The sequence below is a fragment of the Fibrella rubiginis genome, from assembly GCF_017353185.1.
GTDB classification, from domain to species: Bacteria; Bacteroidota; Bacteroidia; order Cytophagales; family Spirosomataceae; genus Fibrella; species Fibrella rubiginis.
On record NZ_JAFMYV010000008.1, the window covers coordinates 106,179 to 128,852 of the forward strand.

At 52.7% G+C, this 22,674-nt stretch carries 20 protein-coding genes and 1 tRNA gene; 10 read left to right on the top strand and 11 right to left on the bottom strand.

The genetic code is table 11. The features are described 5' to 3' along the window. The first annotated feature begins 15 nt into the window (after positions 1 to 15). The 4 genes from gatB (at position 16) to proC (ending at position 4,496) form a co-directional block, all read left to right on the top strand. Complete coding sequence (gatB, locus tag J2I47_RS16125; protein ID WP_207365618.1) at positions 16 to 1,500, top strand: Asp-tRNA(Asn)/Glu-tRNA(Gln) amidotransferase subunit GatB; 1,485 nt, start codon at positions 16 to 18, stop codon at positions 1,498 to 1,500. A gap of 87 nt (positions 1,501 to 1,587) precedes the next feature. Further along, positions 1,588 to 2,751, top strand: a complete 1,164-nt coding sequence (locus tag J2I47_RS16130) for a TlpA disulfide reductase family protein (RefSeq protein ID WP_207365619.1) — start codon at positions 1,588 to 1,590, stop codon at positions 2,749 to 2,751. A gap of 4 nt (positions 2,752 to 2,755) precedes the next feature. Further along, on the top strand, positions 2,756 to 3,646 hold the full coding sequence (locus tag J2I47_RS16135; protein ID WP_207365620.1) for a DMT family transporter: 891 nt from the start codon (positions 2,756 to 2,758) through the stop codon (positions 3,644 to 3,646). A 46-nt stretch (positions 3,647 to 3,692) separates the two neighbouring features. Then, positions 3,693 to 4,496, top strand: a complete 804-nt coding sequence (gene proC / locus J2I47_RS16140) for a pyrroline-5-carboxylate reductase (RefSeq protein WP_207365621.1) — start codon at positions 3,693 to 3,695, stop codon at positions 4,494 to 4,496. Between the two features lie 96 nt (positions 4,497 to 4,592). On the opposite strand, the gene purB is transcribed toward proC, so the two are convergent. Next, a complete protein-coding gene (gene purB, locus J2I47_RS16145; RefSeq protein ID WP_207365622.1) occupies positions 4,593 to 5,924 on the bottom strand; it encodes an adenylosuccinate lyase in 1,332 nt (443 codons plus the stop codon). A gap of 31 nt (positions 5,925 to 5,955) precedes the next feature. After that, positions 5,956 to 6,882: a DUF1207 domain-containing protein gene (locus J2I47_RS16150; protein ID WP_207365623.1), complete on the bottom strand. Its 927-nt coding sequence runs from the start codon at positions 6,880 to 6,882 to the stop codon at positions 5,956 to 5,958. A gap of 121 nt (positions 6,883 to 7,003) precedes the next feature. Here J2I47_RS16150 and J2I47_RS16155 point away from each other — a divergent pair, with 121 nt between their 5' ends. Beyond that, positions 7,004 to 9,136, top strand: coding sequence for a prolyl oligopeptidase family serine peptidase (locus tag J2I47_RS16155; protein WP_229374689.1), 2,133 nt, complete (start codon positions 7,004 to 7,006; stop codon positions 9,134 to 9,136). A gap of 93 nt (positions 9,137 to 9,229) precedes the next feature. Here the strand turns inward: J2I47_RS16155 and J2I47_RS16160 are convergent, their stop codons facing one another. The 8 genes from J2I47_RS16160 to J2I47_RS16195 form a co-directional block, all read right to left on the bottom strand. Beyond that, a complete protein-coding gene (locus J2I47_RS16160; RefSeq protein WP_207365624.1) occupies positions 9,230 to 9,730 on the bottom strand; it encodes a hypothetical protein in 501 nt (166 codons plus the stop codon). 198 nt (positions 9,731 to 9,928) lie between these two features. Next, a complete protein-coding gene (locus tag J2I47_RS16165) occupies positions 9,929 to 10,561 on the bottom strand; it encodes a DedA family protein (protein WP_207365625.1) in 633 nt (210 codons plus the stop codon). Between the two features lie 129 nt (positions 10,562 to 10,690). After that, positions 10,691 to 12,580 carry an ABC-F family ATP-binding cassette domain-containing protein gene (locus J2I47_RS16170; protein ID WP_207365626.1) on the bottom strand — a complete coding sequence of 630 codons (1,890 nt, stop codon included), beginning with the start codon at positions 12,578 to 12,580 and terminating at the stop codon, positions 10,691 to 10,693. Positions 12,581 to 12,629: 49 nt separating this feature from the next. Then, a tRNA-Gln gene (locus tag J2I47_RS16175) sits at positions 12,630 to 12,700 on the bottom strand. A 71-nt stretch (positions 12,701 to 12,771) separates the two neighbouring features. Next, complete coding sequence (gene gatC / locus J2I47_RS16180) at positions 12,772 to 13,062, bottom strand: Asp-tRNA(Asn)/Glu-tRNA(Gln) amidotransferase subunit GatC (protein ID WP_207365627.1); 291 nt, start codon at positions 13,060 to 13,062, stop codon at positions 12,772 to 12,774. Positions 13,063 to 13,165: 103 nt separating this feature from the next. Beyond that, positions 13,166 to 13,897: a lysophospholipid acyltransferase family protein gene (locus J2I47_RS16185; RefSeq protein ID WP_310587679.1), complete on the bottom strand. Its 732-nt coding sequence runs from the start codon at positions 13,895 to 13,897 to the stop codon at positions 13,166 to 13,168. Between the two features lie 89 nt (positions 13,898 to 13,986). Then, positions 13,987 to 15,486, bottom strand: a complete 1,500-nt coding sequence (purH, locus tag J2I47_RS16190) for a bifunctional phosphoribosylaminoimidazolecarboxamide formyltransferase/IMP cyclohydrolase (RefSeq protein WP_207365628.1) — start codon at positions 15,484 to 15,486, stop codon at positions 13,987 to 13,989. A 110-nt stretch (positions 15,487 to 15,596) separates the two neighbouring features. Continuing rightward, on the bottom strand, positions 15,597 to 16,550 hold the full coding sequence (locus J2I47_RS16195; protein WP_207365629.1) for an Rpn family recombination-promoting nuclease/putative transposase: 954 nt from the start codon (positions 16,548 to 16,550) through the stop codon (positions 15,597 to 15,599). Between the two features lie 145 nt (positions 16,551 to 16,695). On the opposite strand from J2I47_RS16195, the gene J2I47_RS16200 reads away from it, so the two are divergent. Beyond that, a complete protein-coding gene (locus J2I47_RS16200; protein ID WP_207365630.1) occupies positions 16,696 to 18,249 on the top strand; it encodes a polysaccharide biosynthesis C-terminal domain-containing protein in 1,554 nt (517 codons plus the stop codon). Positions 18,250 to 18,310: 61 nt separating this feature from the next. Here J2I47_RS16200 and J2I47_RS16205 read toward each other — a convergent pair whose 3' ends face one another. Next, the gene (locus tag J2I47_RS16205; RefSeq protein ID WP_207365631.1) at positions 18,311 to 18,703 is read right to left on the bottom strand and encodes an Hsp20/alpha crystallin family protein; all 393 of its coding nucleotides are present in this window, start codon (positions 18,701 to 18,703) and stop codon (positions 18,311 to 18,313) included. A gap of 207 nt (positions 18,704 to 18,910) precedes the next feature. Between J2I47_RS16205 and hemC the strand changes: the two genes are divergently transcribed. The 4 genes from hemC to J2I47_RS16225 all read left to right on the top strand — a co-directional run bounded on the left by hemC (position 18,911) and on the right by J2I47_RS16225 (position 22,673). After that, positions 18,911 to 19,834, top strand: coding sequence for a hydroxymethylbilane synthase (gene hemC / locus J2I47_RS16210; protein WP_207365632.1), 924 nt, complete (start codon positions 18,911 to 18,913; stop codon positions 19,832 to 19,834). A gap of 19 nt (positions 19,835 to 19,853) precedes the next feature. Next, positions 19,854 to 20,288 carry a GNAT family N-acetyltransferase gene (locus J2I47_RS16215; protein ID WP_207365633.1) on the top strand — a complete coding sequence of 145 codons (435 nt, stop codon included), beginning with the start codon at positions 19,854 to 19,856 and terminating at the stop codon, positions 20,286 to 20,288. A gap of 71 nt (positions 20,289 to 20,359) precedes the next feature. Beyond that, positions 20,360 to 21,688, top strand: coding sequence for an ABC transporter permease (locus J2I47_RS16220; RefSeq protein WP_207365634.1), 1,329 nt, complete (start codon positions 20,360 to 20,362; stop codon positions 21,686 to 21,688). 70 nt (positions 21,689 to 21,758) lie between these two features. Continuing rightward, positions 21,759 to 22,673, top strand: coding sequence for a LamG domain-containing protein (locus tag J2I47_RS16225; protein ID WP_207365635.1), 915 nt, complete (start codon positions 21,759 to 21,761; stop codon positions 22,671 to 22,673). Position 22,674: the final 1 nt, after the last annotated feature.

The following is a 22,674-nucleotide window of genomic DNA, read 5'->3' on the forward strand; positions in this document are numbered from 1 at the left end:
CCTATCTTTGCCCCAATGCAAGCTGAATCGACCGTTTTAACGCCCCCATTGTCAACCACTTACGAAGCCGTTATTGGGCTGGAAGTGCATTGTCAGTTGTTGACCAACAGCAAAATGTTTGCTGCCGACGCCAACGCGTTTGGCGCCGAGCCTAACACGCAGGTGAGCGTGATCACGCTGGCGCACCCCGGCGCGTTGCCCAAAGCCAACCGCGTGGCTGTGGAATATGCCGTGCGGATGGGCCTTGCCTGTGGGTCGGCCATTACGCGGCGGAACATTTTTGCCCGGAAAAATTATTTCTACCCCGATCTGCCCAAAGGCTATCAGCTTTCGCAGGATAAAGGCCCCATTTGTGTGGGTGGGCAGATTCCGGTACGGGCTAAAGGTTTCGACGGCACCCTCCGCGACACGGCCATTCAGCTGCACCATATCCATCTGGAAGAAGATGCGGGCAAATCCATCCACGACATCGACCCCAACGCCACCTGCCTCGACTACAACCGCGCCGGTACGCCTCTGATTGAGATGGTAACGGAACCCTGCCTGCGCTCAGCCGATGAAGCGGGGCAGTTCTTGACCGAAGTACGGCGGCTGGTTCGCTACCTCGGCATCTGCGACGGCAACCTGGAGGAAGGTTCGTTGCGTTGTGATGTGAACGTATCTATCCGGCCGAAAGGAGTTACGGAACTGGGGACGAAGGTGGAAGTGAAGAACCTGAATTCGATTCGTAACGTAATGCGGGCCGTGGATGCGGAGTTTCGGCGGCAGGTGATGCTAACCGAAACCGGTGGACGCATTATTCAGGAAACCCGCTTGTTCGATGCCGATTTGGGTCAAACGGCGGGCATGCGCGAGAAAGAAACCATGAATGACTACCGGTACTTTCCTGATCCTGACCTCATGCCTGTAGTCATTTCAGATGCCTGGCTGGCCAACATTCAGGCCGGGATGCCCGCCCTTCCCCGCGATTTGTACCACAAGCTAACCACCCAGTACGGCTTGCCCGATTATGATGCTGCCCTGCTGACAGAGGCCCGTGAACTGGTGGAATTCTACGAAGCTGTTTGTGCCGAAACACCCCATTATAAGGCGGCCTCCAACTGGCTGATGGGTCCGGTGAAGGCACAATTATCGGAGAAAAACCTGCGCGACCGGCAGTTTCCGGTGTCGGCAACGGCCCTGGCGGCCCTCATTCGGCTTATTGACGAGGGCACGATCAGCCAAACCGCCGCCCAGACGGTATTTGGGTTGATGGTAGAACAACCCGAACGATCACCCGCCGAACTGGCAACGGCACAGGGTTTGTTACAGAACCGTAATACCAACGATTTGCAATCGTTAATTGATGGGGTACTTGCTGCCTGGCCCGATAAGGTAGAACAGTATCGGAAAGGGAAAAAGAATCTGCTTGGCCTGTTCGTGGGCGAAGTGATGAAAAAATCGAAAGGTTCAGCAGACCCTAAGCTGGTCAACCAGTTGATTATGAATGCGTTGAGTTGATTAATATTTCATGTTGAAACAGCCATTAATCCGTCTGCTGTTTCCAGTGTCCAATGGCTGGCATCCAATAGCCTGTTAAACGAAACTATGAAGCAATTACTCATTGGCGCTCTTGCTGGCGCCGTTAGTTTACTGGCCTCTGAGGCCATGGCTCAGGCCACAAAGCCGTCGACGGTGGTAGGTCAGCTCACTAACCTGGCTCCCGGTAGCAAAGTCTATCTGGAAACCAACACCAACCCCGCCCTCAAGCTCGACTCGACAGTGGTGACTGCCGACAGGAAGTTTTCGCTGAAGATGGCCGTGCCCGAAGGCGGCAACATTTACATCATCAACATGGGCAGCGTAAAATCGCCGGTGTTGCTGGAAGGTGGTGAGCAGATTACCGTGATGGCCGAGCCGGGCGTTCGGGGAAAAGACAAAAATGCCTCTGCCGCAGCAGCGGACCGTCCAAAACCTAAAATCACCATGAGCGGCGCGAAGGTGAATGACCAGTTTCGGCAGCTGTTTCAGATGCAAAGCGATCTTGAAGCGCAGGGTAAAGTGCTGATGAAGTCCTATCAGGAGGCGCAGGCCAAGAACGACGCCAAAGCCATGAGCAACGTTGAGCAGATGTTCGACAATATGGCCAAGGCCAATACCCAGAAGGTCAAAGCCATGTTGCCCGAACTGGGCACGTCGCTGGCTGCGCTCTACGCCACTAACTTCCTGAACGTGGAAACGGATTTCCCCACGCTCGATACGCTGGCCCGCCGGTTTGAAAAGGAGAATCCCAACAGCCCCCACACTAAGTCATTTATTGGTACGATCAGCCGTATCCGGGGCGTAGCCGTTGGTGCTGATGCCCCCGAAATCGCCCTTACGGATACCAATGGTACGGCGGTACCGCTGTCGTCGTTGCGCGGTAAATATGTCCTCCTCGATTTCTGGGCAAGCTGGTGTGGTCCCTGCCGCAATGAAAACCCCAACGTGGTGCGCATGTATGACAAGTTTAAAGAAAAGGGTTTCGCTATCTACAGTGTCTCGCTCGACAATCCCGGCAAACGTGAAGCCTGGGTACGGGCCATCCGCAACGATGGCCTCACCTGGACGCACGTGTCGGATCTGAAAGGCTGGCAGTCGGAGGCGGCGCAGAAGTACGGCGTCAGTGCCATTCCGGCCACGTTCCTGCTCGACCCCAACGGGAAGATTGTGGCTAAAAACCTGCGTGGCGATGCCCTGGAGGCTAAATTGACGGAAGTGCTGAAGCAGTAGGCCCATGCTGTCTGCGCTGTTTTCGCTCCCTTTTGTGGCCGTTGGCGTGCGGATTATTGCCAATCCGCTCGCTAACGTGTTTCAAAAGCAGCTTACCCACCGTTCGGCAGTTCCTCTATTCGTCACCTGCGCCACCTACGGTTTTCTTACCCTGGCTTGCCTGACCGTTCTTAATCACTTTGCGTTAACAGATCTTTCGGCAGTCTTCTGGCAAAACATGCTGGTTTGCAGTGTGTTAGGAGTGCTGGGCAACGTGTTTCTGGTTAAGGCTACGCACCTCGGCGACCTGTCTGTGCTGGGTCCGATAAATGCGTACAAGGCTGTGGTAAGCCTGTTGGCAGGCATAGTAGTGCTCGGCGAACTACCCAGTTGGCTGGGGCTTACCGGCGTAGGGCTTATCGTGGCGGGTAGCTACATAGTACTCAGCAAGGGCGGCGGAAGCACCTGGTCATGGGCCATCGTTAATCAGCCTGAAGTTCGTTTGAGGCTCATGGCCTTACTGTGCTCAGGCATTGACGGCGTGTTTCTCAAACGGGCCATCCAACTGTCATCGCCGGGCACCGCCTTTTTCTTTTGGTGCTGGCTGGGCTTCGTTATGTCATTAGTCTGGTTCGTCACCACCCAATGGCGAACAAGCCCGGCGCAGGCAACGATACTGGCACGTAAATGGCCGACCTACCTGGCGCTGTTTGTCTGTATTGGCCTCATGCAGGTATCGACAAACATTGCCTTTAGTCGTATGCAGGTGGGCTATGCCCTGGCGCTTTTTCAAACCTCTGCTCTGTTGAGCGTTCTGTTTGGCTACCGCTTTTTCAACGAAACGGGTCTGATACGTAAGCTGACCGGGGCGGTAATTATGGTAACGGGCGCCGTGCTGATCATACTTTTTAAGTAACTGCTATTTCGTCAATCAGCTTTCCATACACCTTCCTCCTTAACTTATGAAAATAGCAATACTTGGTTGTGGTAACATGGGCATGGCGTTTGCCAAGTCCTTTTTGCAGTATGATCTTGTAAAAAAAGATGATCTGCTGCTGATCGAAAAAAGCGTGGAACGCACCGAAACGCTTCGCGCCGAAAAAGCGGGCGTAGTTGTCGACACCATTGGCCCCCGCACCGGCGATGCTGATCTGATTATTCTGTCGGTGAAACCACAGGATTTTGCTTCAGCACAAGATGAACTCCGGGCGGTTATCCAGCCCCGGCAGGTGATCTTGTCGATTATGGCGGGCATACCCATCAGTCTGATCCAGGAACGACTGGCTCACCGCATGGTGATCCGGGCCATGCCCAACACCCCCGCCATGTTAGGTATGGGCATTACAGGCTTCACGGCCTCGCCAGAGGTGGATGCTGCCAGCCTACGCCGGGTCGAAAACCTCATCAATGCCACCGGGCGGTCTATTTTCCTCGAAAACGAAGCCATGCTCGATGCCGTTACGGCTCTCAGCGGCAGCGGCCCGGCCTACTTTTACTACGTCGTAAAGGCTATGGTGGAGGCGGGTAAGCAGATGGGTTTTGACGAAGGCACGGCCTCATTGCTGGTGAAACAGACCATGCTTGGCTCCTACCACCTCATCAACAACGCCGACAAATCGCTGGACGACCTCATCAAAGCCGTAGCCAGCAAAGGCGGCACCACCGAAGCCGCCCTGCGCACGTTCGAGGCAGGTACATTGGGGGAAACACTTCAGGCCGGCATCCACGCCGCTCAGGTAAGAGCTACGGAGCTATCGAAGGGATAAGAGGGTTCAACGTCCAACGTTTAAGGTCCAATGTTGCTTCGCATCAAGCTATGTGCGAAGCAACATTGGACCTTAAACGTTGGACGTTGAACCCTCTTACACCCCCGTGTACGTGAACGGCGTAATAGCCCGAAGCTCATCTTTTATGGCGTCGCTAACGTTCAGACCGTCAATGAATTCGCTGATCGTTTGGGCCGTGATGGCTTCGTTTTTGCGAGTCAGGGCTTTCAGGGCCTCGTAGGGTTGCGGGTATCCTTCGCGGCGGAGTACGGTTTGGATGCCTTCTGCCACCACCGCCCAGTTGGCTTCCAGATCGGCATTAAGTGCGGCCTGATTTAACTCCAGCTTATTCAGCCCCTTCAACGTCGATTTCAGCGCGATGACCGAGTGGGCAAACGGCACACCGATGTTCCGCAATACCGTTGAATCGGTGAGGTCGCGTTGCAGGCGTGAGATGGGAAGTTTGGCCGACAAATGTTCAAAAATGGCGTTGGCGATGCCCAGATTACCCTCCGAATTTTCAAAATCGATGGGATTCACCTTGTGCGGCATGGCACTCGACCCGACCTCGCCGGCCTTAATTTTTTGTTTAAAGTAATTCGTCGACACGTACGTCCAGATGTCGCGGTCAAGGTCAATCAGGATGGTGTTGAGGCGTTTGTAAGTATCAAACAGGGCCGCCAGCATGTCGTAGTGCTCAATCTGGGTGGTAAACTGGCTCCGTTCCAGACCCAGATCCGCCACGAAATCGTTGCCGAATGATACCCAGTCGACGGTAGGATAAGCCACATGGTGCGCATTGAAATTACCCGTTGCGCCACCAAACTTCGCTGCCATCGGAATGCTGCTGAGCATGGATAGCTGCTTTTCCAGCCGTTCCACAAACACCATCAGTTCTTTACCCAACCGCGTGGGCGAGGCAGGTTGACCATGAGTCCGGGCCAGCATCGGCACGTCGGCCCATTGCGTAGCCAGTTCCTGAAGGCGCATGTACACCTGCCGGTAGGCCGGTTCAATTTGCTGCGTCAACGCTTCCTGCAATAGTAAGGGGATGGCCGTGTTGTTGACATCCTGCGAGGTTAGCCCAAAGTGGATAAACTCCAAGAATGGCTCCACCGAGAGGCCCTTGAGCTTTTCTTTGATGAAATATTCCACCGCTTTCACGTCGTGGTTGGTGGTGGCTTCAATGGTCTTTACCTGCTCGGCATCGGCTTCGGTAAACTGCTCGTACAATGCCCGCAGTTGGGGAAACACAGTTGCGTCGACGCCCGATAGCTGAGGCAATGGCAGTTTGCAGAGCGCAATGAAGTATTCGACTTCAATACGAACCCGGTATCGAATCAGACCCATTTCGGAGAAAAAGGGAGCCAGATCAGTTACTTGCCGGGCATAGCGCCCATCTATTGGGGAGATTGCGGAGAGAGACATAGACGTAAGCCCCCTTCGGGGGTTGGGGCTTTTAAAATGGATTGAAATACAAGCCAATACCAGCCCAAGCAACGGTTTGGTATTCATATTGGCCATAAGGCCGATAGCCATAATATAGGTCCAGTAAGGCCGTCAGGTTCTGGCTCGAACGGCCCAATTCGTAGCCGACGCCCGCGTGGATACCGGGTTTGAAATTGGTCTGTTGCCACGACTTAATGTCGATTCCACCCACCAGCCGCTGTTTTTTATTACCCTGTTGACGGTAATAAGCCCCAACTTCCAGGTTAAAACGCTGGCGCTCGGTCTGCCCACGCAGGCAGATACCCGCTCCGCCATATACCCGCAGGCCAATAGGCAAATCGTGACTCATCGTGAAATCGAGTAATTCGTAATTAACCGCATTGGGCGTGTAGTAATTAAGCTGGTAACGAACAATATAGTCATCGCCCAGGTGCGAGGAGACGTGATAAATTCGGGCCCGGTAGCTGTTGCGACCTTTGTGCAGGTTATACCAAAAACTGAGTTTATAGTCGTTGTTAATAATCTTGTAGACCAGTTGCCCGGGTTTTTTGGCCAACCGCGAGGTGTCGTTGAACACCTGAAACTGCGTAAACGACCCCACATCAAGCCCCCATTCATGCGCTTGGCCCGGTGCCGTGGTGACGCGGTAGAAGGGTTTGTGAAAGCCAAACGCAAACGGCACAATGGTGCCCTGGTTAAGGTCTTTATCGCGGGTATCGGTTTCGGTAAAGCCCACCTTTCGTTCGCCGGTGGTGTTGAAAAAGGGCAACGCACTGCCATATACCTGCGCTTCAATAGGATCGAGCAGAATGGGCGCGAACAAATGGTTTTTGGGAAACCATTCCTTACGTGGATAAGCAGTAGTGTCGGTGGCCGATTGAGACCGGGCAGTCAGGTAAAGCAGGCACAAAGCCCCAGCCAGTACAAATCCTCTCATGCAGGTAGGTAAAACGGAGCGCAAAGCTACCAAAAACCGACCGCAGGCCCCGCATACGTGCACCACCAACCAGCTATAAACCCGAACTTTAAGGCATCGCTTACTCTTCTCTGGTCAACACATGAACAAACAAACGCTCATTGGCTTTTCGCTTATGCTTGCCACCACCGCCGCCACGGCCCAAACCGGATCGCCCCTTACGTACCCTACAACCCGCAAGTCAGACCACGTTGATACATACCACGGCACCCAGATCGCCGACCCCTACCGCTGGCTCGAAGATGACCGGTCGGCCGAAACCGCCGAGTGGGTGAAGGCTGAAAACAAAGTTACGTTCGACTACCTGGCCCAGATTCCGTACCGCAAGCAGCTACAGGACCGGATCGAAAAGGTGTTCAATTACCCCAAATATTCGGCCCCGTCGCGCAAAGGTGACTGGTTCTATTTCTCCAAAAACGACGGTCTCCAGAACCAGTCAGTGCTGTACCGGCAGAAAGGCCTCGACGGCACACCCGAACTGGTTATCGACCCCAATAAACTCTCGACCGACGGCACCACCCGCATGACGGCGTTTGCCCTCTCGAAAAATGGCGACTATGCCGTGGTGGGCACCTCCAAAGGCGGTTCGGACTGGTACGATTACCGGATCATGAAGCTGGCCGACAAAAGTTACCTGCCCGAAACCCTGGAATGGGTAAAAGTATCGGGTACAGCCTGGCAGGGTGATGGGTTCTACTACAGCTGCTACCCTAAACCCGAAGGGTCAGCGCTGGCGGCCAAAAACGAAAACCACCAGGTCTTTTTTCATAAGTTGAACAGCCCGCAATCGGCCGACCGGCTGGTGTTTGAGGACCCCAAAAATCCGCAACGTTTCCACACAGTCAGCACCTCCGACGATGAACGCTTTGCTTTTCTAAACGTTAGTGACCGGGGTAAAGGCAAAGACGGTAACGCCCTGTATTTCATGGAGGCGGGTAAACCCAACGCAACGTTCCAGCCGATTGTAGCTGAGATTACTAACTCGCAATATGGCGTTATTGACAACGTAGGGGCCGATTTTTTGATTGAAACCAACGATAACGCCCCCAACAACAAGGTGGTGCGCTACAGCCCGGCTACAAAAAAGTGGACGGTAATCCTGCCCGAAAAACCCGAACCCCTCACCAGCAGCAGTACGGCGGGCGGCAAACTATTTGTTGAATACGCCAAAGACGTCACCTCGCGGGTATACGTGCATGACCTAAACGGCAAGCTGGAAAACGAGATTACCCTTCCCGGTATAGGCTCGGCCAGCGGGTTTGGAGGCGAGCGCGACGATAAGTTTGTGTTCTACACCTACACATCCTTCACATTCCCGCCCACGATCTACCGCTATGATATTGCCTCGAAAAAAAGCAGTGTGTTTCGTCAGCCGGAAGTCGATTTTAAACCCACCGATTACGAAACGAAGCAGGTGTTCTACAGCAGCAAAGACGGCACGAAAGTGCCCATGTTCATTACCTACAGGAAAGGGCTGAAACTCGACGCCACCAACCCGACCATTCTCTACGGCTACGGCGGGTTTAATGTCAGCCTGCCACCTGCATTCAGTTCACTGCTGATTCCGTTTCTGGAGCAGGGGGGCGTCTATGCTCAGGCTAACCTGCGGGGCGGTTCGGAATACGGCGAAAAATGGCACGAGCAGGGCATGAAAGCCAAAAAGCAGAACGTATTCGATGATTTTATCGCTGCCGCCGAATACCTGATTCAGCAGAAGTATACCAGTTCGGCCAGGCTCGCTATCCGGGGAGGGTCAAACGGGGGTCTGCTTGTGGGCGCGGTCATGAACCAACGCCCCGACTTGTTTCGGGTGGCTATTCCGCAGGTAGGGGTGATGGATATGCTCCGTTTCCACAAATTCACCATTGGCTGGAATTGGATTGCCGATTACGGTAGCGCCGACAATGCCGATGAGTTTCCGTTTCTTCGCGCTTACTCACCGCTGCACAACCTGAAGCCGGGCCTAAACTACCCCGCCACCCTTATTACGACCGCCGACCACGACGACCGCGTAGTACCGGCCCACTCATTCAAGTACGCCGCCACCCTGCAGGAGGTTTACAAGGGTAAGAATCCCGTCCTGATCCGTATCGATACAAACTCGGGCCACGGTGCCAGTAACACCAAAAAGAACATCGAACTCACCGCCGACATGTACTCATTCATTCTCTGGAACATGGGGATTGGCACGCTGAAAGAGATTGCCAGCAAGTAAGGGCCAGCGTTCATTTCCAACCGCACAGGGCCACATAAAAGAAGCCCCGGCCAATTTGGCCGGGGCTTCTTTTATGCTTGCAATCAGTAGAGACTACTGACCTAATTTGAAGGTAACACCGAGTTTGAGAACAGAGATCGACGAACCCAACTCAGCAAAAACGCCTGTTTTCTCAGCAAACATATAGCGGCCACCTAAGTGAATGGGTACCGCAATGAATGACGGATTGTAAAAAGAACTAGCTGCGCCTGTGTAGGCAAAGTAAGTCAGGCCCAGACCAGCGTACAGATCAAGGTTTTCGGGAGTATTCAGCAACTCATTGAAGTGATAAGAACCGCGGGCACCGAGATCATAACCACCGAAGCCGTCGCCGAAACTTCTATAACCAACGGCACCACCTACGGTAATATTCTTGGTGACGCCAAAGTCAGCAGCAGCATTAAAGCCTATGCCTGCGCTGTAATAATATCCGCCGCCAAGGCCAATACCAAGGTTGACAAATTTTGTACCCTTGTCGATTGACATTTGAGCGAAGCTCGACGTGGTCAGCAGGGTTAGGCTGAACAAAGCAATTACTGCGAAGAATTTTTTCATTGTGGACAGTCTCGTTTTTGCGTTTATGATTGGACAAATAAAGGGAGGTTGTTCGGAACAGAAAAGCAAATCTTCATACGAGTTATCTATCGGTCTGTTCATCGTTATCCAACGTACCTGATTCCAAGTATAATGACTATAACAAACGATGATTTGTTCATCAACGAGCCAACGTTTTAGTTTAATCTCCCCATTACGCTATGAATCAACCTCTTTTCTGGCGTTTAAATAGCCCCGAACAACCGTAAACGTGGTAATGCCGAGGAAGAACAGAATAATCCAATGTACGTAGTTAATGATCCAGGGAAATTGAACGCCGAAATAATAGCCGCCACCTACCAGCACCGCTGTCCAGAGTGCTCCACCGATGAGGTTGTAGGCCATAAACCGGGCCAGATTCATGTGAATAATACCCGCCAGCAAAGGCGCGAACGTGCGCACTACGGGCAGGAAACGCGCTATTATTAATGCCTGACTGCCATATTTTTCGAATGTTTTTCGGGTATTTTCGATGTACTTCTGCTTGAAAAACAGCGAATCGGGTCTGTTTTGAAGCTTTACTCCAAAAAAATAGCCTGTACCATAGCCTAACAAAGCGCCCAACACGGCCGCCCCGAAAATACAACTCAGTAACACCGTCAGCGATACCACCAGTACCTTAGTACCAGCAAAGACGCCTGCCAGAAACAGCAGGTAGTCGCCGGGGAGGAAAAACCCAAAAATGACTCCATTTTCGATGAACACGATCAATGTGATCACCACCAGTCCCCCCGTGCGGATAATCTCCTCGGAGTTTAGTATGTAACGGAAAAAGTCAAGGATGGCGTCCATTTTTGAGTGAGCGTATAATGAGTGAATGAGCGATTGAGTGAATTAGTGAATAGGTTGGAGCGCTTCGCATAGGTGCTTTACTGTGCGCGAAGCGCTCCAACCTATTCACTAATTCACTCAATCGCTCATTCACTCATTAATTTCCGCCAGCGCGAGCCAACGGTCGGTTTTTTGGGCAATTTGGGTGTCAAGCTGTTCTATTTCAAGTGCCCAGGCTGTTAACTCTTCGTGGTGCCCACCAGCATTGAGTTGCTCAGTCAAGGTTGTTTTGCGGCTTTCGAGAGCCTCAATTTCGGTTTCCAGCGTTTCATATTCACGTTGTTCCTTAAAACTTAGCTTTTTCTTTTCAGTCGAAACGGCTGGTGCGGAGGCCGACAAATTGACTGGAGCCAGTTTGTGGCTTGCCGAAGCCGCTTCTTTCACGTTCGCGTTCTTTTTCGGCTGGGCATCGCGCCACTCGCGGTAGTCGGTGTAGTTGCCGGGGTAATCGCGAACCTTGCCTTGTCCCTCCAGCACAAATACGTGGTCTACGAGCCGGTCCATGAAGTAGCGGTCGTGGGTGACGATGATAACGCAGCCGGGGAAATTGAGCAAAAACTCTTCCAGCACGTTCAGCGTCGTAATGTCCAGGTCATTGGTCGGTTCGTCGAGGATCAGGAAGTTGGGGTTTTGCACCAGCACCAGCAGCAGTTGCAATCGCCGTTTTTCGCCACCGCTCAGCTTCGCCACAAAGTCGTACTGCTTCTGCCGGTCGAACAGAAAATGATGCAAGAGTTGACTGGCCGTAATGGTTTGTCCATCAGCGAGTTTCATCACCTCAGCTACCTCCTGCACCACGTCGATCACCCGCTGATTATCGGCCATGTTCAGCTCAGTTTGGGTGTAATAGCCAAACTGCACCGTGCCACCTGCGCTGATCTTACCCGAATCGGGGCGGGTTTCGCCGGTGAGCATATTCAGCAGCGTAGTCTTACCCATACCATTCTTACCAATCAGCCCCACGCGGTCCAGCCGCTTGAAGGTATAAGTGAAATGGTCGAGCAATACTTTATCACCAAAGCGTTTGCTGAGGTTTTCCACCTCCAGAATCTTGCTGCCCAACCGCGACACACGCAGGTTCAGGTCCAGTTCACCGTCGGTGCGGCGGCCTTTCACCTTGCCTTCCAGGTCCTCAAACGCATCTTCGCGGTATTTAGCTTTGGTGCCCCGCGCTTTGGGTTGCCGCCGCATCCAGTCCAGTTCACGGCGGTAAGTGTTTTTGTTCTTCTCAAACTCTGAAGCATCGGCGGCAAGGCGCTCGGCTTTCTTTTCCAGGAAATAAGCGTAGTTACCTTTGTAGCTGTAAAGCTGCCCGCCGTCCATTTCCACTATCTGGTTGCAGACGCGGTCCAGGAAATACCGGTCGTGCGATACCATCAGCAGCGTACCGTTGTTGGTGTTCAGAAAACTTTCGAGGTATTCAATAGCCTCCAGATCCAGGTGGTTGGTGGGCTCATCGAGAATCAGAAGGTCGGGGTTTTGAATCAGCACCCGCGCCAGGGCCACCCGCTTGCGTTGCCCACCTGATAGCGTGCTTACGCGCTGCTCCACGTCCTGAATACCCAGTTCACCCAGAATCTGCCGAATTTGGGCCTCGTAGTCCCACGCCTCCAGCTTTTCCATCTGGTTCATAGCCTTTTCCAGGGCATCGTGGTCGTCGCTGGTGAGCGCCTTTTCATAGGCACGCACGGCGTCGAGTTGAGCACTTTCGCCGGCCAGCACTTCTTCCAAAATCGTGAGGGCTTCGTTGAGGTCGGGTTGCTGATTGAGGTAACCTACGGTAATATCTTTTCGCACGCTTACCAGGCCGTCGTCGGGTGGAGCAGCCCCGGCCAGAATCTCCAGCAGGCTGGTTTTACCCGACCCGTTAGCCCCCACAATGGCTATTTTGTCGCCGCGGTTAAGGCCAAAGTTAATGTTCCGAAACAGCGTTCGGTCGCCGTATGATTTCGAGAGATTCTCGGCTGAGAGGTAGTTCATAGGATTGAAACGAAAAAAGCCGACTCGGTGAGGAATCGGCTTTTTGTAGTAGCTCGACCAGGATTCGAACCTAGACAAACAGAACCAAAATCTGTCGTACTACCCTTATACTATCGAGCTATTTTGCAATTGCGAGTGCAAAGATAACATTCCCGAACCCCTAAAATCAAGCCAAGGCGAAAAAATTTCGGTTAAAGCACCTTCGTCACTTTGATAAACTGCTCATCGTGGACGGGCGCATTAACTAGCGCCTGAGTGCGAGGAAGTTGGTTTTTTACCACGTCGTCGCGAAGAATATCAACTTCATCGAGGGCCGACATGTGCGTGAGAGGTTCAATGCCCGTAGTGTCTACTTCGTTGAGCTGTTCCATCCAGTCGAGTACACTATTGAGGCTGTTCAGTAGTTGCCCTTCTTCCTCAGGTGGCACCTTCAGCCGGGCCAGATGCGCGATCTTGTATAGTGTTTCGGTATCGACTTTCATGAGAGTAGTTTGCTTACGTTCAAGGTCTAATGGCCAACATTTAAGCGACGCCGTCTAAAGTTGCTTCGCGCCCGGACTCACCCACACAGAACGACTTTACGCTTTATACCTTAAACTCTAACTTGTTAACTGTCTTTTTTAATTCTTTATCAATCACCTGATAGGCCTGTTCGCGAAGCCGGTCAGCATCTGCCTGCGTAAGGCCAACGGTGGGGATAGGTTCGTGAAAAACCACTTCTACGGGTTGCCAATGCACGCTGAATGGCTTTCCATCGGGCAGAATTCGGTAGTTGTTGACGAGCGTAATGGGCACAATGGGCACCTGTTTCTGAATAGCCATGGTGAAAGCACCATCTTTAAAAGGATACACCATCTGAGGCGGATGTTGCGCTTTTATGCCCCCTTCGGGGAAAATAATGATACTTCGTCCTTCGCCCAGGGTGCGCATACACTTAGCTAGCGAATAGGCCCGGCTCTGCGGACTCGACCGGTCGACCATGACGTGGAGTTTGGCATACATGTAGCCAAAAAGAGGCAGTTTTCGCACCCCTATTTTACCAATAAACGCGTATAGTCCCGGCACAATGGTGCCCAGCACGGCAATATCGAAATACGAAAAGTGGTTAGCGCAGTACACGTAAGCTTTATCTTTTTCGGGCCGAAATCGCCATTCGGCCCGAATTGGCATGGCCATCAATATAAACGCCAGTATACCCCAAAGCCGAACCGCGCCATGAGCGAGGTACAAGCCAAACTGTATCTTTCGTGCATAGAGCCAGCTACCCAGCAGAATAACGGGCAGTAGTGGTAACAGCAGCAGCGCAAATACCAGCACACACCAAACCGTATACAATGCTATTAACCAAGATTTTAACACGATTCGACGAGCCGTTTATGGTAGAGAAAGTTACGTGAAACTTTTGGTCAGTGTTTAAAATGACGTACGCCCGTGGTAACCATAGCCATACCATGTTGATTGCAGTACTCAATGCTGTCTTTGTCGCGGATGGAGCCACCGGGCTGTACCACCGCCGTAATACCCGCCTGACCTGCAATTTCAACGCAGTCTGGGAAGGGGAAGAACGCATCGGAGGCCATTACTGAGCCCTGAAGATCGAACCCAAAGGCGTGGGCTTTGTCAATGGCCTGCCGCAGGGCATCCACCCGGCTGGTTTGGCCCACGCCACTTGCCAGCAGTACGTCTTCCCTAGCCAGAATAATGGTGTTCGACTTTGTATGTTTACACACCTTCAGGGCAAACTCCAACGCCCGTAACTCACTGGTTGTAGGTGCTTTATCGGTAACGGCCGTGAATTGATCGGCAGTTTCGGTCACGTTGTCTTTGTCCTGCTCCAGGGTTCCGTTCAAAATTGTCTTCACCAGTTTAGTGGGCAACTCAACAGGTTTGCGCAGAAGCAGAATACGGTTCTTTTTCGACTTCAGTAGCTCCAGGGCCTCCGGCGCGTAGGCGGGCGCGATCAGGATTTCCATAAAGAGCTTATTCAGTTCCTCGGCTACAGCCAGATCAACGGGTACATTAGTGATAACCACCCCACCAAACGCCGATACTGGGTCACAGGCTAAGGCTTTATCATAGGCTTCTTTTGCCGTAGGGGCTGAGGCAATTCCGCAGGCGTTGGTGTGCTTAATGATGGCGTAGGTAGGTACGCCAGAGGCGAACTCGTCTATTAATCCCACGCAGGCATCGACATCGACTAGATTGTTGAACGACAGCTCTTTGCCGTGCAGCTTATCGAACATCGCATCGAGGTCACCGTAGAACGTGGCCTGCTGATGGGGGTTTTCGCCGTAACGAAGAGCGTTTGCTTTTGGCGTGGCAGACGTGCCCGTGAAATAAGCGTGAATGGCTGTGTCGTAATGTGAGGTGGTGGCAAAGGCCTCCATGGCATAACGACGGCGGGTGTCGAGGTCAGGCTGACCGTTCGTCTCGGTGAGGATGCGCAGCACGTCGGCGTACTGGTTGCGCGAGGAGACGATGAGCGAATCCTGAAAATTCTTGGCTCCTGCCCGGATTAGCGAAATACCACCGATGTCGATTTTTTCGATGATCTCGTCGGCAGATGCCCCGGAGGCCACGGTTTCTTCAAATGGATACAGGTCCACTACCGTCATGTCGATAGCCGGGATGTTGTGCTGCTGTGCCTGGTCTATGTCGCCCTCGTTGTCGCGGCGGTAGAGGATGCCACCAAAAACGGCTGGGTGTAGCGTTTTCACCCGTCCCCCAAAAATGGATGGATACCCTGTCAGCGACTCGACCGGGGTCACGGGGACGCCCAACTGTTCGATAAACGTTTGCGTACCACCCGTTGAATAGAGCGTAACGCCCTGCTCATACAACAGCCGGACAATGGGTTCGAGGCCGTCTTTGTAATAGACAGATAGTAACGCAGCAGAAATTTTCATTCAGAAGAAAGTAAGAGTGGTATGACACTGAGACACGGGCAGTGTTGACCATACATGCCTCATCAATAGCCCGCAAAGATAATCCGACCCCCACGGACGGGCAAACATGGTTATAGCGCGTCGATTTGGTTGGGAGTAAGCCCCGTTAACCGGGCAATGTCAACGGTGGGCATACCTGACGCTTTCATGCGCTGAGCAATGGCAAGGCTGGCTGCTTCACTTCCTTTTTCAATACCTTTTTCCATGCCCTTTTCCATGCCCTTTTCCATGCCTTTCGCCAGCCCCTCTTCCATACCTTTTTCCATGCCTTTCGCCAACCCCTCTTCCATACCTTTTTCCAAACCCTCTTCCCAAGCTGTATCAATCACGTTCTTGATATCGCGGTAGTATTTCAAGCTCTCGTGATACGATTGACGATCATTTGGGTTATAGCGGGCTAACTCTGCTACTTCAAACACCTTCCTAAAAATGCGTTCCTGCAACCGGACTGGAACATCCTGCAAGGCGGCCAGGTTTTTGAGCACAAACAACCATTTATCAAACTGAGAATCAAGCTCATCTTCCCCTTTATTGAACTTAGGCATCTCCAGGTAGATGTAGCGGATCTTGTCTGTGAACCGTTCGTGCGTCTGGGCATCGAATAGGCCAATGTCGTGTATGAATTTGGTGGGATTACCTGGTGCATCATCGAAGACAAAGTCCATGATCGCCACGGTGTAAACGCGCTGCAATTTGAAGCTCCACTCACCAGTCTGGGCTTGCTCCTGTATGGCGAAAGTGGAATAGTACAGGCTGCGGTCTTTGAAATACTTCTGCCGAGCCTTTTGCAATTCAACGATAAACCGTTCGCCCTTTTGATTCTGGCAATACAGATCGAAAATTGCCTTCCGGTCTTCCTGGGCAGCTCCTATATGTTCATTGCGTAGATACGTCAGGTCGGTGATAATACCTGTTTCGGCTCCGAGCAGTTGATTCAGAAAATCAATCAGCAGGTCTTTGTTGGCTTCTTCGCCGAAGAGCTTTTTAAAACCAAAATCAGTAAATGGGTTGATATAGCGTTCCACGGTGGTTGGGGCAGGTTCATTGCTCAAAGATACGCAAACCCCATTGGCCCGTAATGCTGGCCATTAGCGATGTCCCGCCCATCAATCACCCTATCTTTGCGGAGGAGATTACAGTCGAGTATCAACGTCGCTATTCCGATATTCATTGAGCGCATTTAAAAAATTAGCGGGCGACACGGCCCTGTACGGCATCAGCACCATTGTGGCGCGGTCGGTGAATTTTTTGCTGGCACCCATTCAGACGTATGCCTTCAAACAACCCGCCTCGCTGTCGTCGAACGTGACGCTCTATGCCTGGATCGGGGTCTTGCTCACCGTCTATACGCTGGGACTGGAAACGGCCTTTTTTCGGTTTGCTGCCCGAAATAAGGGAGCCGAAAATGAATTTGAGCGGGTACGTGTGTTTAATCGTACGCTGACTATCGTGAGTGCGGTGAGTGTGGTTGCTACGCTGCTGATTCTGCTCTTTGCCACACCCATCACTATTGCGCTGGGCTATCCCGGTCAGGAGCGGTTTATTAGCTGGACGGCTCTGCTGGTGGGCATTGACGCGATCATGGCCATTCCGTTTGCCAGGCTCCGGGTAGAGAACAAGGCGAAACAGTTTGTGGCGGCCAAAATTACCAATATCCTGCTCAACGTGGGGTTGAATGTGTTCTTTCTGATCGTTTGCAAAGGCATTGTAGAGGGTCAGTTTTTGCCTCAGCTACTGCCAGTGGCTCAGTTCCTCTACCGGCCGGAGATTGGAGCAGGCTACATTTTGCTGGCTAACCTGATTGCCAATGCGCTTTACTTCTTTATCCTTCGCGGGGCGTTTAGAGGCTTTAAACTCGCCTTTGAGTGGCCCGAAGCAAAAGCGCTGGTAGTCTACGCTTTCCCCATTATGCTCACGGGGCTGGCCGGCGTGCTCAACACACTCACCGACCGGCTCTTTCTGCGCGAATTTTTGCCCGACGGCTTTTACGCGGGCTTCTCGTCGGAAGATGCGCTGGGGATTTACGGGCAGTGTTTCAAGCTGTCAGTGTTCATTAGCCTGGCCATCCAATCGTTTAAGTTTGCTGCCGAACCCTTTTTCTTCGGGCAGGCGGGCGACAAAAACGCGCCTGATCTATTAGCCCGTGTGACGAAGTGGTTTATCATCGTCTGCGTGTTGCTTTGGGTAGCCGTGAGCCTGAATATGGACCTGGCAGGGTTGCTGCTGTCGAAAAAATACCGGACGGGGCTGGGCGTGGTGCCGCTGCTGATGCTGGGTAATCTGCTGCTGGGCATTTACTACAACATCTCGTTCTGGTTCAAACTATCAGACAAGACCAAGTTTGGCACGCTGATTACGGTGGTTGGGCTGGCAGTCACGTTTGGGCTGAACTGGCTATTGATTCCCCAAATAGGCTATATGGGCTGCGCCTGGGCCTTTTTGGCGTCTAGTTTTGTGATGATGGCGCTGTGCTACATCCTTGGGGAGCGGTATTACCCCGTACCTTATAACATACCCTCGGCCGTGGGCTACGTGGCAGGCGGCGGGCTGTTGATCTACCTTAATTCATTTATCCATATCAGCAACCTCTGGGTGGCCGTACCCTTCCATCTGGCCCTATTCGGGCTGTTTGTGGGCTGCGTCATCGCCATTGAATGGGATACGATAGGTGACGGGCTAAGGAGACTGAGAACACCGGCCAAACAAAAAAGCCCAACCTCGTAAGGTTGGGCGGCACGCATCTATTGGTTACGAGGCCGTAACAATGGCCCCGGAAGGCAACTCGTTAGAAAAGATTCTTGATGTCGATTTTGCGGTGCAGGTGTTCCTCGTCCTTAATGGGCAGGTTCACCAATACTTGACCATGGTCATGCACGGCTTCAATCTGGTCGGCGTCTACGAAGCCGGGGATATCCATCACTTTTAAAAACATGGGCACAGCCAGCCGTTGGCCTTCGGTGTTGCTATCCTGTACCAGCAATGTATAAAGCACTAATTTATTACCCTCGACCAGTACGTTAAACGCGTTGGCGCTTACGCCCGGTGCCGACAGTTTGATGACCAGACGATCTTCTTCCTGTGTGACTTTCATATCGGTCATGCTCGACCCACCGTATAGCGTGTTGAGCAAATCAATCTGTCCACCGGTTCCCTTAAACACATGATCCACAGCTCTCATAGTAGTGATTGTTTACTGTTCTACTACCTGTTAGTCAAATGCCGTGCCGAGCTAAAAAGAGCACGGTAAGGGTGCCATGCTGACAGTAAAAAGTGGCCTCACGAATCAGAATCGGCCCTTTTGGCGGTATGTAACCTAAATACCGGCCGCTTTGTCTGTGGCGTAAAATACGCAGTCGGGGAAGGATGGGAACAGTATCTTTGTAGTATGCATATTCGAATTGGCACCCGTAGCAGTCGGCTGGCACTCTGGCAAGCCGAGTACATACAGCAGTTGCTGGAAGGGGGTGGAGTAACGTCGGAACTGGTGCTGATCGAGACCAAAGGTGATCAGATTCTGGACCGCTCACTGTCGAAAATTGGCAGCAAAGGCATTTTCACGCAGGAACTGGAAGATCAACTCCGGTCGGGGCAGATTGATATCGCCGTGCACTCGGCCAAAGACTTACAGTCGAGCTTGCCACCCGACCTCGGCATCATTGCTTTCACCGAACGCGAACAGGTCAATGACGTACTTGTCAGCCGCGATAAATCGCTCTCGCTCACAAGCGGGCATCCCTTTGTGATTGGCACCTCGTCTACGCGGCGGGTGGCGATGCTGAAACATTATTGCCCGCACATTAAGGTGGTCGATATGCGTGGTAACCTGCAAACGCGCCTCCGTAAGCTTGACGAGGGCCATTGCGATGCGCTACTGTTGGCTTATGCAGGCGTTCACCGGATGCAGTACGACGACCTGATTGCCGAGTTTTTGCCTGTTGAGGACTTTACCCCCGCCGTAGGGCAGGGTAGCGTAGCCATTGAGGTAGCTGATACGCTATCTCTGGATAAGCTTGAAACCGTCCGTAAGCTGACCAACCACCAACCCACTGAAGCCTGCCTGAAAGCAGAGCGGGCTTTTTTGCGGCGGCTGGAAGGCGGTTGCAGCATTCCGGTTTTTGCCCTGGCAACTGGCACTGACGATGCAATTACACTTACCGGTGGACTTATCAATCTGGATGGTAACGACCTACTCCGCGAAACGTTTTCGGGTCCGCCCGCCCAGGCTGAACACCTCGGCAATGAACTCGCCGAAGCGATTCTGGCCCGCGGTGGCGACGTAATTTTACAAGCGATCCGGGCCGTACTATAACGTTGTTTGCCTGTATTCCATGACTATCCACATCGCCAAAACCGAAGCCGATCTGCGCCGCTGCCTGCCGGCGCTGCTGACGTTGCGCCCCTCACTGACGGCCGAAACGGCCCTGGTCAGGCTACAGGAACAACTGGCCAACGACCAGTTTAGCGTAGCGTTCGTTGATTTGGGCAACAGTGCCGATGCCCCCGCCGCGATTACCTACCGAATCATGACGATGCTGTTTAGCGGCAAAACCTGCTACATCGACGACCTCAGCACCCAGCCCGAAGCCCGCGGCAACGGTTATGCCGGTGCTTTGATTGACTTTGTCAAAGAGCAGGCCAAACAGGCCGGTTGCGTCACGCTCTCGCTCGATTCCGGCCATGGCCCCGAACGCAACGATGCCCACCGCCTGTACCTTAACAAGGGCTTCCGTATCAGCAGCCATCATTTTTCACAAACTATTTAGTGATTGAGCGAATGAGTAATTGAGTGAATAGTTCGCTCAATCACTCATTCACTCAATCACTCATTCACTTCATGACTCTCGCCAAAATCTCCTGGAGCAACCTGAAAGACAAGCCGTTGAGCAGTTTCCTGAGCGGACTGCTTATGACCCTCGGCATTGCCATTATCTCGCTGTTGTTGCTGCTTAACAAGCAGTTGCAGGACCAGTTTAGCCGCAATATCCGGGGTGTCGATATGGTGATTGGCGCCAAGGGTAGCCCACTGCAGTTGATTCTGTCGAGCATATACCAGATCGACTCGCCGGTGGGCAATATTCCGCTGGCCGAAGCACAGCGGCTTACGCGCAACCCCCTGATCAAATCGGCGATTCCGATGGCGATGGGCGACAGTTACCGGTCGTTTCGTATTGTGGGAACCAACCAGAAGTACCTCGATCAGTTTGGGGCAACTATGGCTCAGGGCAAACCATTTTCAGCTGATTTAGAGGTAGTTATTGGCCCGCGCGTGGCCGAAGTGACCGGTCTGAAAGTAGGTGATTCATTTGCCAGTCAGCATGGGTTCGATACTAATGGCGAAGAACACGGTAATAAAAAATATAGGGTGGTGGGATTGCTGGCACCCAGCAACAGCGTTTGCGACCAACTTATTCTCACCAACGTATCCAGTATCTGGGCTATCCATGAAAGCCACGACGATCATCACGACGAAACCACCACTGGTCCTGTTGGAATGCCAATGGTGGGGGCCATGGCCGGGCGTATGGCGGGCAGAGCACACAAAGCCGAACTGCACGATGACGACGAAGGCAACAACGAAGCTCCGGAAGAAGGCCCCGATGCCAACGCCGGCCCAGACGCTGGCCCGCAGATAACGGCGATGCTTGTCAAGTTTCGGAATCCGATGGGTATGATGCTCAAACGCGGCATCGACAACAGCCCCAAACTACAAGCCGCTCTGCCCGCTATTGAAGTAAATCGCCTGTTCGATTTGCTGGGTGTGGGTATTGAAACCCTGCGCGGACTGGCCCTGGCCATTATTCTGGTAGCGGGTATCAGCGTGTTTGTGTCGCTTTATAATTCGCTGAAAGAGCGCCGCTACGAAATGGCCCTGATGCTGTCTATGGGTGCCACACGGGCGCAGTTGTTTGGTATGTTGCTGTTGGAAGGGCTTGTACTGGCTCTGATCGGCTTCGTGGCAGGTTTGGCTTTGAGCCGTTTAGGTCTGTGGTTACTGTCGCAGTTTGTGGAAGGCAATTACCATTACAGTTTCAGCAGCCTCGCTATCCTGCCCGACGAATGGTATTTGCTCATCGTGGCCGTGGTCATTGGCCTGTTGGCAGCGGCATTACCTGCGCTTGGGGTATACCGCATGAATATTTCGCGGGTGCTCGCGGAGGAGTAACAGCTGTTTTGGTAAGTAGTTACCTGGGGTCTATATTGCCGACTACCTACCAAATCTACTTAGCTGTTTTATGAAGCAACTGGTCTACCTGCTGCTCTTTTTTGCCACCCCGCTTTTTGGCCAGGCACCCACCAATGGCCTCATCGCCTACTACCCGTTCAACGGCAATGCCAACGATGCCAGCGGCAATGGTAACAACGGCGTTGTGCAAACGGCCACCCTCACCACTGACCGGCTCGGCAACGCAAACAGCGCCTATCGTTTCTCGGATGGGGCAAAAATTATTGTTCCCAACAGTTCATCGCTGCAACTGACCAACAGCTTCACGTTTAGCGGCTGGATGAACCTGCGGTCGTTTGCCGGACGAGATGGCAATTCGGGTGCGCCGTCGCCCAATGGTACACACGTACTGTTCTCAAAAGACTGCGACCGCGACTGGCTCAACCTCTTGCTGGTTATTCAGTCAGCACCGCGTGGCTACCTGGCCGGTGGTACCTGGAAAGGGTCTCTGTCTTACTTCCTTAATGCCACTGGCGACACCTGGACGCACATCGCCATGTCGTACGACGGCACTTACATGAAGCTGTACATTAATGGGTTGCCTATTGCAGCCTCGGTTAGTCCCAATACCTTCACAGCAACGAACCAACGCGACTTATACATTGGCGGCATGGCCTGCTGGCCGTACTTTTTCAACGGTGACCTCGACGATTTTCGGTTCTACAACCGCGACCTGACCGACGACGAAGTAAAGGCCACGTTCATTGCCGAAAACGGCATTATCCAGTCGGTTAAAGCTGGTAGCTGGCTGGACGTTGCAACGTGGTCATGCAATTGCATACCCACAGCCGCCAATCCTGTTGTGGTGAAGCACATGGTGCAAATCCCAACGGCCGAAACAGGCGTAGCGTATACGATGAAGGAGGTCCTGGGTGGTCAGGTGGTCCTTGGGTCAACGGCTAAATTGCAACTAACTCGCCCGTAGC

Coding starts and splice junctions, on each gene's coding strand:
- J2I47_RS16155 (WP_229374689.1), top strand. CDS start 7,004: ATGAACAAACAAACGCTCATTGGCTTTTCGCTTATGCTTGCCACCACC.
- purH (WP_207365628.1), bottom strand. CDS start 15,486: ATGAAAATTTCTGCTGCGTTACTATCTGTCTATTACAAAGACGGCCTC.
- purB (WP_207365622.1), bottom strand. CDS start 5,924: ATGTCTCTCTCCGCAATCTCCCCAATAGATGGGCGCTATGCCCGGCAA.
- J2I47_RS16220 (WP_207365634.1), top strand. CDS start 20,360: ATGACTCTCGCCAAAATCTCCTGGAGCAACCTGAAAGACAAGCCGTTG.
- hemC (WP_207365632.1), top strand. CDS start 18,911: ATGCATATTCGAATTGGCACCCGTAGCAGTCGGCTGGCACTCTGGCAA.
- J2I47_RS16165 (WP_207365625.1), bottom strand. CDS start 10,561: ATGGACGCCATCCTTGACTTTTTCCGTTACATACTAAACTCCGAGGAG.
- gatB (WP_207365618.1), top strand. CDS start 16: ATGCAAGCTGAATCGACCGTTTTAACGCCCCCATTGTCAACCACTTAC.
- J2I47_RS16130 (WP_207365619.1), top strand. CDS start 1,588: ATGAAGCAATTACTCATTGGCGCTCTTGCTGGCGCCGTTAGTTTACTG.
- J2I47_RS16205 (WP_207365631.1), bottom strand. CDS start 18,703: ATGAGAGCTGTGGATCATGTGTTTAAGGGAACCGGTGGACAGATTGAT.
- J2I47_RS16170 (WP_207365626.1), bottom strand. CDS start 12,580: ATGAACTACCTCTCAGCCGAGAATCTCTCGAAATCATACGGCGACCGA.
- gatC (WP_207365627.1), bottom strand. CDS start 13,062: ATGAAAGTCGATACCGAAACACTATACAAGATCGCGCATCTGGCCCGG.
- J2I47_RS16160 (WP_207365624.1), bottom strand. CDS start 9,730: ATGAAAAAATTCTTCGCAGTAATTGCTTTGTTCAGCCTAACCCTGCTG.
- proC (WP_207365621.1), top strand. CDS start 3,693: ATGAAAATAGCAATACTTGGTTGTGGTAACATGGGCATGGCGTTTGCC.
- J2I47_RS16135 (WP_207365620.1), top strand. CDS start 2,756: ATGCTGTCTGCGCTGTTTTCGCTCCCTTTTGTGGCCGTTGGCGTGCGG.
- J2I47_RS16150 (WP_207365623.1), bottom strand. CDS start 6,882: ATGAGAGGATTTGTACTGGCTGGGGCTTTGTGCCTGCTTTACCTGACT.
- J2I47_RS16225 (WP_207365635.1), top strand. CDS start 21,759: ATGAAGCAACTGGTCTACCTGCTGCTCTTTTTTGCCACCCCGCTTTTT.
- J2I47_RS16215 (WP_207365633.1), top strand. CDS start 19,854: ATGACTATCCACATCGCCAAAACCGAAGCCGATCTGCGCCGCTGCCTG.